At 71.5% G+C, this 13,448-nt stretch carries 12 protein-coding genes; 8 read left to right on the forward strand and 4 right to left on the reverse strand.

The genetic code is table 11. The annotated features are described in order from the left end of the window. Positions 1 to 182: 182 nt before the first annotated feature. Positions 183 to 872 (forward strand): uracil-DNA glycosylase, encoded by a 690-nt coding sequence (locus MKK67_RS27005; RefSeq protein WP_243971305.1) that lies wholly within the window; start codon positions 183 to 185, stop codon positions 870 to 872. A 367-nt stretch (positions 873 to 1,239) separates the two neighbouring features. Here MKK67_RS27005 and MKK67_RS27010 read toward each other — a convergent pair whose 3' ends face one another. Beyond that, positions 1,240 to 1,662, reverse strand: coding sequence for a hypothetical protein (locus MKK67_RS27010; protein ID WP_243971307.1), 423 nt, complete (start codon positions 1,660 to 1,662; stop codon positions 1,240 to 1,242). Positions 1,663 to 1,935: 273 nt separating this feature from the next. Here MKK67_RS27010 and MKK67_RS27015 point away from each other — a divergent pair, with 273 nt between their 5' ends. From MKK67_RS27015 to MKK67_RS27030, 4 genes are all read left to right on the forward strand, one after another. Further along, a complete protein-coding gene (locus MKK67_RS27015; RefSeq protein WP_243971310.1) occupies positions 1,936 to 2,397 on the forward strand; it encodes an AMP-dependent synthetase in 462 nt (153 codons plus the stop codon). Positions 2,398 to 2,490: 93 nt separating this feature from the next. After that, complete coding sequence (locus MKK67_RS27020) at positions 2,491 to 3,297, forward strand: enoyl-CoA hydratase (RefSeq protein ID WP_243971312.1); 807 nt, start codon at positions 2,491 to 2,493, stop codon at positions 3,295 to 3,297. A gap of 124 nt (positions 3,298 to 3,421) precedes the next feature. After that, the gene (locus MKK67_RS27025) at positions 3,422 to 3,736 is read left to right on the forward strand and encodes a hypothetical protein (protein ID WP_243971313.1); all 315 of its coding nucleotides are present in this window, start codon (positions 3,422 to 3,424) and stop codon (positions 3,734 to 3,736) included. 66 nt (positions 3,737 to 3,802) lie between these two features. Further along, positions 3,803 to 5,239 (forward strand): phospholipase D-like domain-containing protein, encoded by a 1,437-nt coding sequence (locus MKK67_RS27030; RefSeq protein WP_243971315.1) that lies wholly within the window; start codon positions 3,803 to 3,805, stop codon positions 5,237 to 5,239. Here MKK67_RS27030 and MKK67_RS27035 read toward each other — a convergent pair. From MKK67_RS27035 to MKK67_RS27045, 3 genes are all read right to left on the reverse strand, one after another. After that, a complete protein-coding gene (locus MKK67_RS27035; protein ID WP_243971317.1) occupies positions 5,157 to 5,936 on the reverse strand; it encodes an endonuclease/exonuclease/phosphatase family protein in 780 nt (259 codons plus the stop codon). The two genes, MKK67_RS27030 and MKK67_RS27035, sit on opposite strands and share 83 nt — an antisense overlap. Before the next feature lie 196 nt (positions 5,937 to 6,132). After that, positions 6,133 to 7,035, reverse strand: coding sequence for an alpha/beta fold hydrolase (locus tag MKK67_RS27040; protein WP_243971319.1), 903 nt, complete (start codon positions 7,033 to 7,035; stop codon positions 6,133 to 6,135). 23 nt (positions 7,036 to 7,058) lie between these two features. Beyond that, a complete protein-coding gene (locus MKK67_RS27045) occupies positions 7,059 to 7,394 on the reverse strand; it encodes a GIY-YIG nuclease family protein (RefSeq protein WP_243971321.1) in 336 nt (111 codons plus the stop codon). 118 nt (positions 7,395 to 7,512) lie between these two features. Between MKK67_RS27045 and MKK67_RS27050 the strand changes: the two genes are divergently transcribed. The 3 genes from MKK67_RS27050 to MKK67_RS27060 all read left to right on the forward strand — a co-directional run bounded on the left by MKK67_RS27050 (position 7,513) and on the right by MKK67_RS27060 (position 13,088). Next, positions 7,513 to 8,118: a DUF2239 family protein gene (locus tag MKK67_RS27050; protein ID WP_243971323.1), complete on the forward strand. Its 606-nt coding sequence runs from the start codon at positions 7,513 to 7,515 to the stop codon at positions 8,116 to 8,118. A 244-nt stretch (positions 8,119 to 8,362) separates the two neighbouring features. Then, the gene (locus MKK67_RS27055) at positions 8,363 to 9,601 is read left to right on the forward strand and encodes an exonuclease SbcCD subunit D (RefSeq protein ID WP_243971325.1); all 1,239 of its coding nucleotides are present in this window, start codon (positions 8,363 to 8,365) and stop codon (positions 9,599 to 9,601) included. A 10-nt stretch (positions 9,602 to 9,611) separates the two neighbouring features. After that, on the forward strand, positions 9,612 to 13,088 hold the full coding sequence (locus MKK67_RS27060) for a YhaN family protein (protein ID WP_243971327.1): 3,477 nt from the start codon (positions 9,612 to 9,614) through the stop codon (positions 13,086 to 13,088). Positions 13,089 to 13,448 lie beyond the last annotated feature (360 nt).

Genomic DNA, 13,448 nt, shown 5'->3' on the forward strand with positions numbered 1-13,448 from the left:
CAGATACCCAGCAGCCGGCGCACGCGCTTGGGCCGGAGGCTTCCCGGTGTCAGGTGCAATCCCATGTAGGGTGCCGCGCCGCCCAGCGAAGGCCGGCTGCGACATGCTGCACCGGGCGGCCCATGCGTGGTCGACCGTTCCTCCCTAGCCACCGTGGCCCCGCCCCGCAACCGCGAGATCCGATGTCCGACACGCCCGTGGCCGCCGCACTGGCCGCCTTCCGCGCCTCCGGATCGCCGTGGCTGGCGCTGCCGTTCTTCACCGGCGGGGCGGCCGACGCGGTCGCGGCCCGGGTCGATGCCCGGATCGCCGAAGGCGCCCGCGTCCTGCCGGCGCCCGCCGACATTTTCCGGGCGCTCACCGAGACGCCGCTGCCGGCGGTGCGCGCGGTCATCCTTGGGCAGGACCCCTACCCAACCCCGGGCGACGCCAACGGCCTCGCCTTCTCGTATGTGGGCGCGGGCCGGCTGCCGGCCTCCCTGCGGGTGATCCTGGGGGAGGCCGGCTCCGAGCGATCCGCCGGCGGCGACCTGACGCCCTGGGCGCGGCAGGGCGTGCTGCTGCTCAACAGCGCGCTCACCGTGGAGGCCGGTAAGGCAGGCGCGCATCTGCGCTACGGCTGGTCGGCGCTCACCGACGAGGCCGTCGCCGCCGTCTCGGCCCGGCCGGAGCCGGCCGTTTTCCTGCTCTGGGGCGCCCAGGCCCGCGCTCGGACGGCGCTGATCGATTCGGCCCGGCACGGCGTGTTCGAGAGCGGACACCCCTCCCCGCTCAACCGCGCCCGGGATTTCCCGGGCTCGGACCCGTTCGGACGGGCCAATGGCTGGCTGGCTGAGCGCGGGGTTCCACCGATCGCGTGGCGTCTGGGCTAGGGCGCTCGTCGCCCAAGCGGATGCCGGTTCGGCCTCGGCGCGGGCGTCGGATCAAAAATTCATGGCTGGGGACGATCGCAATGCCACGCGGTCGTGTGGCGACGCGGTGAGGGATGTACCGGTTCGCGCACGCCGCCAGGTCGATCCCACCCATCCCCCTCATCCTGAGGTGCCGAAGCGGAACGGAGGCCTCGAAGGAGCCCTCCAGGGATCGCAGGGGTCTCTGGAGGGCTCCTTCGAGGCACAGCGCTCTTCGATCGCCGGGCACCTCGGATGAAGGGGATGGGTTGGAGGGGCGCTAGTGAAGGCGAGGTGCGCCCCTCCGTCGTGTCCCGTCTTGCGCCGCGATCAGGGGCGGCTCCGTCGATCACTGCGCCGGCTTGACAGTCTCGGCCGGCTTGGCGGGCTCCGCCGAGGGCGGTGCACCGGTGGTCTGTCCGGCCGGCAGCAGGACGTTCTTGGCGACCGCGCCCTCCGGCCCGTACTCGCCGGCCACGGCGATGCAGGCCTGGTCGCGGTTCTGGGCCATCTGATTCGACATCAGCGTGAACATGGTCTGCACCCGGTTGCCGAACGGCCCCCGCGGCTGGACGTCGTCCACCCGCACGTTCTGCTTGGCCAGGAGGCCCTCGAACGCCTCGTTGCCGATCCGGTAGCCGCAGACATTCGAGGCCGCGAAGATGTAGGCGGCGAATTCCAGGGCGCGGGGTGACGGGGCGTTCCGGATCTGCGCCTGCGCCGGAAGGGCCGCGAGGGTCAGGGCGAGGGCGGCGGGGGCGATCTGGCGCATGGGTCGGCGTTTCCTCGGTCGGCGCGACCTCTTCCGGGTCGCCCGTCTCACGCGGGACATAGGCCGCCCCGCGCCGGGGGCCAATGCGACCGAATTCGCCTGCAAATTGCGGTCGGCCGTTCATCATCGATTCGGCATAGGCGCAGTCCCAGCCGTCCGGAGCCGTGAAAAGCGGCCAGTGTTCCGGTGATCTGCGAACGTGAGACAGAGTGTTAACCCGCCCGCGTCACGCCAAGGTCCACCGTTTATCCAGATCCAGGCGGTTCGCAGCGTATGTTTGGCGTGAACTCCACTGTCGCAGACATTCCCGTCCCCACGCCGGTCGCGCGTGATGCCGATCGGCGCCTCCGATCCGGGCTCGCCCTCGCCTCCGGCGACCGGCGCGCCGCCCCGGCGATCTGCCCCAACGGGGTCGCCCACTGGGCCTTCGGCGAAGGCCTGCGCCCCGGCGAGACCGTCGCCCTCCTGGTCCGCGACCTCGCTCAGGCGGAGGCGATGCGCCTCGGCCTGGCCCGGATCGGGGTCCGGGTCGTCGCGCTCGACGGCAGCCGCCGCGGCGAGGCGCTGGCAGACAGCCTCGCTCTCACAGGCGCCACGCTGGTGATCGTCGATACCGCTCTCGCCGACGCCTATGCCGGCGTGATGGGCCGCCTCGCCTCCTATCCGAGCGTGTGGTGGAACGGCCCGGGGGCGGATTTCGCCAGCCTCGATCTGGCTCTGGCTGAGCAGGGCTGAGGTCGGCCTTCTGCACCACGCCACCGGCATGCTAGCCTCCCGGCCATAAACCGGCTCCGCACGATCAAAGGGCCGGAACCGGGAGACGTCGCCATGTCCGCAGCCCTCGCCGCGCCCAGCCCCGCGGACGCCCCCGTCCTGCTGCGCCACGATGCCGACGGTGTCGCCACCCTGACGCTGAACCGTCCGCAGGCGCGCAACGCCCTCTCGATGGCGCTCATGAACGCGCTGCAGGATGCCCTCGACGCGATCCGGGAGGATTCGTCGGTGCGCGTCGTGGTCCTGCGCGGGGCGGGGCCGGCCTTCTGCGCCGGGCACGACCTGAAGGAGATGCGCGCCGATCCCTCCCGGGCGGCGACGGAGGCGGTGTTCCGCACCTGCGCCCGGCTGATGCTGAGCCTCACGCGGCTGCCGCAGCCGGTGATCGCCCAGGTCCACGGCATCGCCACCGCGGCCGGCTGCCAGCTTGTCGCCACCTGCGACCTCGCGCTCTGTACCGAGGAGGCCCGGTTCGCCACGCCGGGCGTGCAGATCGGCCTGTTCTGCTCCACCCCGATGGTCGCCCTGTCGCGGGCGGTGTCGCGCAAGGCCGCCCTGGAGATGCTGCTGGTCGGCGAGCCGATCGACGCGCGGGAGGCGCTGCGGATCGGCCTCGTCAACCGCGTCGTGCCGGCCGCGGAGCTGGAGGGCGCGGTGGCCGCGATGGCGCAAAAAATCGCCGGGAAGGCGCGGCGGGTCGTGGCAATTGGCAAGGCGGCGTTCGGCCGTCAGATCGAGATGGGCCTGGAGGAGGCCTACGGCTACGCCGCCGAGGTCATGACCCGGAACATGTTGATGGCCGACGCCCAGGAGGGCATCGATGCCTTCATCGGCAAGCGGCCCCCGCGCTGGGAGCCTTGAGCGGGCCCCGCGCGATACGACGCAGGCCCCATGCGCCGGGATGCGTAGGTTCCGGGCCCGTCCTGCCCTAGGATAACGGGATGTCCTGTCCTGCCGGGCGCGGCGCCTCCCCACGGAACGGCTGATGAGCAGCATCGACCTGTTCGGACTGACGCTGGCCTTCGTCGGTGCCATGCCGCCGCCCCGGCCGCCGCGTCCGCGGCCGGACCGGGCGACCTGGGCCGCCGCCCTGCTGTTCGGCGGCATCTGCCTCGGCACGGTCGGGCCGATGATCACGATCTGGAGCTTCCACCGCCCCTATGCCGAGGCCAAGGCGCGCTGCATCGCCGATGGCGGCCGGATCCTGTACGCGGCCCTCGACGGCAGCGGCCCCTATCGCTGCGCGCGGCCCGTGGGCGCCGCGGATGCCGGCGCGCAGACGGCCCTGCGGGCGTATTAAATCCGCGCTCCGGCGTTTCCATCGGCTATATCCGGCGCCGTCTGACGCGAACCGGATGCCGAGACCTTGGAAGACGCGCTGTATCGGTGGCTGCAATCCACCGCCCTGTTGCGGGCGGATGTCGCCGCGCTCATCGGCATCACCCTGGCGCTCGGCGTCACCCTGCACGCCCTGCTGCGCAAGCGCCGGGTCAGCGTCGCGGTTGGGTGGATCGGTCTCGCTTGGCTGTCGCCGATCTTCGGCACCGCGCTGTACCTGACCTTCGGCATCAACCGGGTCTCCCGGCGCGCCCGCAAGCTGCGCACAAAACCCTCCGACGCGACGCATCTCCCCGATACCGACGACGCCGTGGTGCCGGAGACCCTCTGGCCCCTCGATCGGGCGATCCGGCGGATCACCGGCCTGCCGGCGTTTGCGGGCAACGACGTGCAGATGTTCCGAAACGGCGATACCGGCTACCCGGCCATGCTGGAGGCGATCCGCGCCGCGACGGCCAGCATCGGCCTGTCGAGCTACATTTTTCGCGACGACGCGACCGGCCGCGAGTTCTGCGATGCCCTGGCCGAGGCGAAGGCCCGGGGCGTCAAGGTCCGGGTCATCATCGACGGGATCGGCGGCGGCTATTTTCGCGCGCCGGTCTATCACCGGCTGACGGCGCTGGGTGTGCCGGCGGCCCTGTTCATGCACTCCGCCCTGCCCTGGCGGATGCCGTTCCTCAACCTGCGCTCGCACAAGAAGCTACTGATCATCGACGGGCGTGTGGCCTTCACGGGCGGCCTCAACATCTCGCAGCCGAACCGCGTCGCGCTGAAGCCCGAGCACCCGATCCGCGACACGCATTTCCGGCTCCGCGGACCGGTGGTCGAGCAACTCGCCGCGGCCTTCGCGGCCGACTGGGCCTTCGTCGACGGCGAGATGCTGGATTCCGCGCCCTGGTTCGCCGACCTGGAACCGGAGGGGACCAGCATCGCCCGGGTCGTCACCTCGGGGCCGGACGCCGACGTGGAGAAGATCGAGCAGGTCGTCCTCCAGGCGCTCGCCTGCGCGCGCCGCACCGTCCGGTTCGTCACCCCCTACTTCCTGCCCGACGAGCTGGTCACCGGCGCCCTCGCCCAGGCCGCGACACGGGGCATCACCGTGGACGTGATCATCCCCCGGGTGAGCGATCACCCGTTCATCGACTGGGCGACGCGGGCCCATCTCGACCCGCTGCTCCGGGCCGGCGTGCGGGTCTGGCTCGACGAGCCGCCCTTCGACCACTCCAAGGCGATGGTGGTGGACGACGTCTGGTGCTTCGTCGGCAGCGCCAACTGGGACATGCGCAGCTTCCGGCTCAATTTCGAGTTGAACGTCGAGATCATCGACCCGGATCTGGCGGCTCAGCTCGACACGTTCATGCGCGGCAAGATGCAGGCGCGTCTCAGCCGGGAGGACCTCGCCGCACGCGCATTGCCGATCCGTTTGCGCGACGCAGGCGTGCGACTGCTGCTGCCATACCTTTGAAGCGCGCGGGGGCGTGTGCCTCCGGCGCCGGCCCGAGATGGACCACGATCGGCCGGTGGTCGGAGGGTCCGCGCGGCAGCACGGCGTGCGCGTGGCAGATCAGGCCGCGGGCGAGGCAGCGGTCGAGCCGGAGCGGCAGCACCTCGACCATGGCGTGGGTCGGCCGGCGGGGGCCGACATCGCGAAAACCCGGGATCATCGCCGGGCCGACGATGTTGTAGTCGCCGAGCACCGCCGCCCGCTGCGGCAGCTCGCCGACGATGCGGCGCAGCTGGCGGCGGTTCAGCATCTGCCCGTGCGACAGGTGGACGTTGGCGATTCCGAACTCGCCGAGATCGAGCACTTGGCAGACCCGGTGCACCAGGGCGCCGGCGGGGAGCGTGATCACCCGCGGCGCGTTCGGGAACGGTTTCGGGCTCCACATGGCGAGCCCGTGGATCCGCCCGGGCAGCGGCGCCCAGGCGTAATGGCCGCCGATCCGGTCGCGCAGGAAGCCGATGCCCCGCGTCGCCTCCTGCATCAGCAGCAGGTCCGGCTTCTCCTGTTCGACCAGGGCGACCACGTCGTCCACCGCCGCGCCGGTGCGGCGCAGCAGGTTCCAGCTCACGATCTTGAACGGCGCGTGCGGGTGGTCCGCCGGCCGGATCGGGAGCGCCGCGGCGAGGCCGGACCGGGCCGGAGGGGTGACGCTGTTCATCGAGCCGGACTCGTACCTCACCGGGCGGTCCCGCCGCCACCGCCGCGCTTCAACGCGCCGGAGGCTTGGGCGTTCGCTCGGGGGTGAAGCCAATCGGCTTTTGTGGAGGGGGGCTGCTTGCGAACCAACAACGTCATAGAAATGGCGCTGCTGCCTTCTCGAAAGCGGTCGTTCGAACCCTTGGGATGGTGCTCTTCTACCCTCCTGATGCCGAGATGGTTGAACGGCGAGCGGTTCGCTCGATTGCATCGGCAATGGCTCGGTACAAGGATGGCGGCAGATCATGGCCCATCCCGGCGATCAACATCATCTCCGCATCCGGGATCGAGGCTGCGGTGTCCTCGCCGCAGGCAGGAGGAAAGAGAGGATCGTCCGTCCCGTGGATGACGAGTGTCGGCGCCGTGATCGCGGCAAGCCGTGAGCGACGGTCGCCAGCTACCCCAACCGCCGCGAGCTGTCGTCCGAACCCACCCGGCGCACGACCTCGCCGAACCTCCTCCCGGAGGAGAGCGCGGAAGCTCTCTTCGTCGAACGGATGAGCAGTGCCAGCAATGCGGCGTCCGAAGGTGACGCCGTGATCGAGGAAGCCCGCCTCGTCCAAGACGGGATCGGGAGCGGGACGCATCATCATCGTCATGGCGTCGGGTTCGGCCGACGGCATGACCGGATTGCCCGTGGCCGACATGATCGAGGTGAGCGAGAGAACGCGGGACGGGTGCTCGCTCGCCAGGATCTGGGCGATCATGCCGCCCATCGAGCGGCCGACGATGTGGGCTCGGCGGATGGACAGGGCATCGAGCAGGCCGAGCGCGTCCGAGGCCATGTCGTCGAGCGCGTAGGCGAGTTCCGGCCGTCGCCCCTCTGCAAGCATTGCGGCCAAGGCCGCGAAATCCATCGCGCCGTGCTCGGTAAAGTGGGTCGAGCGTCCTGTGTCCCGGTTGTCGAACCGCACGACACGATAGCCGCGCGTCACCAACTCGCGGCAGAAGGGGGCGGCCCAGCGGATCATCTGCGTACCGAGCCCCGCGATCAGAAGGATCGTCTCGGCCGCCTCGTCTCCGAAGCTGTCATAAGCCAGGGTGACGCCGTTGGCCGTCAAACGTGCTGGTCTGGGTTCTGTGCTCATATCCGGACAGCCCGAAGCTGCTCTGACCATAGGACAAGACGCTCCTTCATCACCCGGTCGCGGACGTATCCGATCTCTTCAGCATCCAACCGCTCGACGAGCTCGAAGCTGAACGCCTCCGCTCCATGCGCATTCCAAGCAATCTGGAGCGAACGGTGTGTGTTCGTGCCCTGCCGGAGGGTAAACCAGAGGCGGTTCTGGATCTTCGAGAGGTCGGGCGCGCCACCGACCCACACCTCACCGGACGCCACGCAGCGGACGGCGTAGATGCCGCCTTCGACCTCCCGCTTCTTGTAGGCGTTCACAGCCACCTTTCGGTCTTCGGTTCTCATCACATGCCCTCGTAGATCGGCAGCGACGCTATCGAAGGTGATACTTACGCGCAATATCATCCGGGTAAAATTGACGACAGGGGCTTGCTCTGGCTATGACGGTCAGGATGGAGGTGCCATGCCAGAAGACCAAATGAGGACGTTCACCGCGTTTGTGGGCGTGCGGCGCCTCGCCAGCGGTCGCTTGATAGACGTGGCTCTCGCCGTGAAAGCGCAGGCGGCGGAAGAAGGCGATCCGATCTTGACCTTCGACGACAGGTCGGGTGCCGTCATCGACCTCGATCTGCGTGGAACCGAAGCGGAGATCACCGCACGGTTCGCCGAACGCGCGAATGCGGAAGACGCCACGAGCACCGTCGAGAGCCGACCGGATCCCAATGGTGCTCCAAGGAGCCGTGGTCGCCCAAAGCTCGGGGTCATAGCTCGCGAGGTGACGCTGCTTCCCCGTCAGTGGGAGTGGCTTGCCTCCCAGCCGGGCGGTGCATCGCAAGCGTTGAGGCGCCTCGTCGACGAAGCGCGGCGGGTAGATGGTGGGCAAACCCGGATGAAGGCAGCGAGAGAGGCCGCCTACCGCTTCCTCTCAGCGTTGGCGGGCGATCTGCCTGGGTTTGAGGAGGCAATCCGGGCGCTCTTCGCCGGGGATGCCGAAGGCTTTGCCGACCACATGACGGCATGGCCCACGAACATACGAGACCATGCGCTTAAGCTTGCAGCGCTCGCCTGAGCAAACGCCCGGCGGGCGGCTCAAGTCTGCGTTCGAGCACCGTCGGCTTTTCAAGATCCACGTCAGCAAGCTGACATTCCGGAAACCAACCTTCTCAGACATCCCCACGGCCCTGCTGACCGAGTTCAACCCCTCAAGACCGTCACACGCGCCCCGTGCCTGTGCAGCAATGCGCCGTCGGCGCTTGAGGCCGCACGCCCCGGCGGCCTAAGACCCCGGCTCACCGATCGCTCATCGGAGACCGATGTCGGGCTTCAGCTTCATCCACGCGGCGGATCTGCATCTCGGCAGCCCGCTTTCGGGCCTCGCCACCCGCGACGCCGAGCTCGCCCGCCGCCTCGCCACCGCCGGGCGGCAGGCCTTCGAGGATCTGGTCAGCCAGGCGATCGAGCGGCAGGTCGCCTTCGTGGTCGTGGCCGGGGACATCTATGACGGCGACTGGGCCGACAACACGATCGGGCTGTTCTTCGCCCGGCAGGTGGCCCGCCTCGACCGGGCCAGCATCCCGACGATCCTGGTGCGCGGCAACCACGACGCCGAGAGCGTGATCACCCGCTCGATCACCCTGCCGCCCTCGGTGCACGTGTTCCCGGCGGCCCGAGCGGACACGCTGCGCCTCGAATCCCTGCGGGTCGCCGTGCACGGCCGAAGCTTCCAGGCCCGGGCCGTGGAGGAGAACCTGTCGCTGACCTACCCGGCCGCCCTGCCCGGCTGGTTCAACCTCGGCGTGCTCCACACCTCGTGCACCGGCCACGCGGCGCACGAGACCTACGCCCCCTGCTCGGTCGCCGACCTCACCGCCCGGGGCTACGATTACTGGGCGCTGGGCCACATCCACGAGTATGCCGAGCTGTCCCGGGACCCGTGGATCGTGTTCCCCGGCAACATCCAGGGCCGGAGCGTGCGCGAATGCGGCGCGAAGGGCGCGGTCCTGGTGGAGGTCGCCGACGGGCGGGTGACCGGATTGAGCCGCTTGCCCCTCGACCGGGCGCGGTTCGAGCAGGTCTCCGTCGACCTGAGCGAAGCCGCCGACACCCGCGCGGCCCTCGAGAGTGTGGAGACCGTCCTGCGGCCCCTGGCGGAGATCGCGGCCCAGCGCCTCGTGCTGGTCCGGGTGCATCTCGCCGGCACGACCGCGGCCCATGACGCGCTCTCGGCCGACAGAGAAAACGTCACCGCCGAGATCCAGGCCGCCGCCCACCGGCTGCACGAGGATATCTGGCTGGAGCGCCTGAAGATCGAGACCCGCCGGCCCCGCGCGCCGGTCGAGGCCTCCGGGGCGGCGATCGACCCGGCCGCGCTGCTCGCCGATCTCGACCGCGATCCGGATTTCCGCAGCCGGGCCAAGGCCGCGCTCGCCGAGATTGGCGCCCGCATGCCGGCCACAGCCGCCGCGGAGGCCGATCTGGAGGCCGAGTTCGACGCGCTCTGCGCCGAGGCCGAGGCGCTGATCCTGGGCCGCCTCGGCGGCCGGCATTGCTGAGGCGCGCAAAATGCGGCTGATCCGCCTCGCCCTGGAGCGCTACGGCGCCTTCACCGACCGGACCGTGACCTTCCGGCCCGAGGCCCGCCTGCACGTGGTGCTGGGGGCCAACGAGGCCGGCAAGAGCACGGCGCTCGCGGCGGTCACCGACCTGCTGTTCGGCTTCGAGAAGACCACCCGCTACGCCTTCTTGCACGACATGCCGCTGCTGCGCCTCGGCGCCGAGGTCGAGGCCGCTGACGGGCGCCGCCTGGCCTTCCGCCGCCGCAAGGGCAACACCCGGACGCTGATCGACGCCGCCGAGGCGCCGCTGCCCGACGACGCCCTGGCGCCGTTCCTCGGCGGCATCTCCCGCACCGTGTTCTGCCGCGCCTTCGGCCTCGACGCCGGCAGCCTGCGGGCGGGCGGGCGCGAGATGGTCGATGTCGAGGGCGAGGTCGGCGCCAGCCTGTTCGCGGCGGGATCGGGCTTGCGCGGCCTCACCGAATTGCAGACCGCCCTGGACGCCGAGGCCGAGGGCATCTTCGCCCCCCGCCAGGCCAAGCACCGGACCTTCTACCAGGCGCTGGAGCGGCACGAGACCGCCCGCAAGGCGATCCGCGAGAAGGGCCTCCGGTCCGGGGATTGGCGTGCGCTCAACGACGAGATCACGGCCGCCGCCCAGCAGCTCGACACGCTCCGGGCCGAGCGCGAGCGCGTCGCGACCGAGCGCGCCCGGCTGGAACGCCTGAAGCGCGCCCGGCCGATCGTCGCCGAGATCGACGCTCTGGATCACCGCATCGCCGCGGATTCCGGCCTCGCCGAGGCGGATTCCGCCTGGATCGAGCGCCTGGGCGCCGCCCTTGAATGCTGCCGCAAGGCCGAGGCCGAGGCAGCCCGCGCCGAAGCCACCCTCGCCCGGGCGCGGGGCGAGGCCGAGTCCGTGCCGGTGGAGCCGGCCCTGATCCTGCGCGCCGAAGAGATCCTGGCGGCGTTCAGCGGCACCAAGGAATTCGAGAAGGGCGGCACCGACCTGCCCCGGATCGAGGGCGACGCCCACAAGGTCGGGCTCGACCTAGAGCGCCTGCGCGCCCGGATCGGCGCCCCGGACCTCGCTGCCCTGGAGGCCGACCAGCCCACCGACGCCGCCCGGGCCCGGGTCGAGCGGCTGCTCCGCGACGGCCGGACGCTCGCCGCCGCCGAGGACCAGCTCACCCGGGACGCCGCCGCGGCCCGGGCCGAGCGTGATCGGCTGTCCCGGGAGGTCGAGGCCGCCGGCGCCACCCACGATCCGACGCCTTTGCGCGAGGCCCTGAAGCCGCTCGCCAAGCTACACGAGCGCCTTGCCGCCCACGAGGCGCTGGACACCGCGATCCGGCGGGAGACGGCGCTGCTGCGCAACCAGGCGGCGCGCCTGTCGCCGCCGGTGGCCGACACCGCCGCGCTCGCCCGCATGCCCCTGCCCAGCGCCGACACCATCGCGCGCTATCGCGGCCTGCTCGACGGCAAGCGGCGCGAGCAGGAGCGCGCCACCGACCGCAGGGACGCGGCGCGGGCCCAGGCCGACGCCACCCGCACGCGCCTGCGCGAGCGCGAGGCCGGCCGGCCGATCGCCACCCGGGAGCGGCTCGAGTCCGTGCGGGCCGCGCGCGACGCCGCCTTCGCGCCCCTGCGCGACGCCCTCGCGGCCGGCCGGACCACCGAGCCCGGCACGCTGGCCACCTACGAGCGCGCCCTGTTCGAGGCGGATCGCCTCGCCGACGAGCGCGCCACTGACGCCGCACGGGTCGCGGCCCACGCGGCCGATCTCGACCGCCTCGCCGCCGAGGATGCGGCGCTGGCGGCGGCCGAACAGGTGCTCGCCGGGATCGCGGACGAGATCGCCGAGGGCGAGGCCGCCTGGCGCGAGGCCTGGCAGCCCGTCGGCCTCGTCCCCGGGCCCCCGGCCGAGATGGCGGCCTGGCTCGCCGAGACCGAGAGCCTGATCGACGGGGAGCAGCAGCTGGCCGAGCAGCGGATCGAGCGGGACCATCTGAAGGCCCGGATCGAATCCGCCCGAGCGCCGCTCGCCGACCTGTTCACCCGCGCCGGGCTCGATCCGGAGCCGGAGGGCGAGATCGGCCAGGCCCTCGAACGGCTCGAAGCCCGGGTCGCCACCCTGGCGAGCCGCTGGGAGGCCAATCTTGAGACCGGCGGCCGCCTCCGCGCCGCCGCCGCGACGGCGGAGAAGTTGGAGGCCGCCTTGGCCGAGACCGCGTCACGCCGCTCCGCCTGGCAGGCGGACTGGGCGGAGGCGCTGCGTCCCCTCGGTCTGCCCGCCACCGCCCGCCCCGAGGAGGCCGAGGGCGCGCTGGAAGCCTGGCGCACGGTGCCGGACCGGCTGACGGCCCGCGCTGAGTTGCAGCGTCGGGCCGCCGGTCTCCGGCGCGATATGGACGGCTTTCGGAGCAAAGCGTTCGCCCTGGTCGAGGCCCTGGCGCCGGACCTCGCCGACACGCCGCCCACCGGCGCGATCCGCATCCTGCAGGCCCGCCTTGTCGCCGCCCAGGCCCGGGAGGCCCGCCGGGCCGAGCTGGACCGCCGCCTGGAGGAGGCGGAAGCGTCCCTGCGCCACGCCGTCGGCCTGCGCGACGCCGCCCGGACAGACCTGACCCGCCAGGTCGCCGACACCATGCCGGATCTGGCCGGATCGTCGACGGCCGCAGTCGAAGACATATTCGGCCGGCTGAACGCCCGGGAGATGCTCAGGGCCGAGCGCCTGCGGCTGCGCGGCAGCCTCGCGGGCGCCGCCGATGGCCTGCCCGAATCCGAGATCCGCGCCGGCCTCGACGCCCTGCCCCCGGAAGCCGTGGAGGCGGAGCTGGCGCGCCTCGCCATGGAGGCCGAGGAGCAGGCCGAGCGCGGCCAGGTCATCTTCGCCGACCGCGACCGGGCCGAAAGGCGCCGGGCGGAGCTCGAAGGCGGCAGCGGCGCCGAGCTGGCCGCCGCCGAGCGCAAGGCGGCGGAAGCCGACCTCCAGGCCGCGTCCCGCTCCTGGGCGGTGCTGCGGCTCGCCGGCCTGATGCTCGGCCAGGCGGTGGCCCGGCACCGGGCCGGCCAGCAGGACCCCCTGGTGGCCCGCGCCGGTGCCCTGTTCCTGGCCCTCACCGGCGGCGCCTTCACCGGCCTCGCCCAGACCTACGACGAGGCCGACACGCCCAAGCTCGCCGGCCAGCGCGCCGGCGGCGGGCTGGTCGGGATCGAGGCGCTCAGCGAGGGCACCCGCGACCAGCTCTACCTCGCCCTGCGGTTGGCCTACCTGGAAGATTACGCCGGCCGCGCCGAGCCGGCGCCGTTCATCGGCGACGATTTGTTTTCAACGTTTGACGAGGCCCGCACCGGCTACGGCCTCGACGCGCTCGCGGAGATCGGTGCCAGCGTCCAGCCGATCCTGTTCACCCACCACCGCCACGTGGCCGAGATCGCCCGGGATCGGTTGGGGGATGCGGTGGATGTGTTGGAGCTGTAGGAAGCGGTTTTGACCGAAGAGCGCGGCCTTCCGTCAACCTCCTTCGGTACCGCCGTCACAACGGTGGCAGGATAAACCTCTCCGTCATTCCGGGGCGCCGCAGGCGAGCCCGGACCCGGAGGGGCCGCCAAAGGCGGCAATCCAGAACCGCGGACCGTGCAAGTCCTTCAACGGTCGGTGGTTCTGGATCCCGGGCTCCACTGCGTGGCCCCGGGATGACGAGGCGGGTGATCGTGCGGTTTGTGAACCTTCAACTGCTGCGGCAAGGGCGTTTCGTCCCTTGAATGCCCCGCTCCGCTGAAAGAAGGCGCGCTGTCCTCGCGGAGAAAAGGTGCTCGTTGGGTTCCGGCCCTTGCCGTG

This window comes from Methylobacterium sp. J-072 (genome assembly GCF_022829425.1).
Lineage (GTDB): Bacteria > Pseudomonadota > Alphaproteobacteria > Rhizobiales > Beijerinckiaceae > Methylobacterium.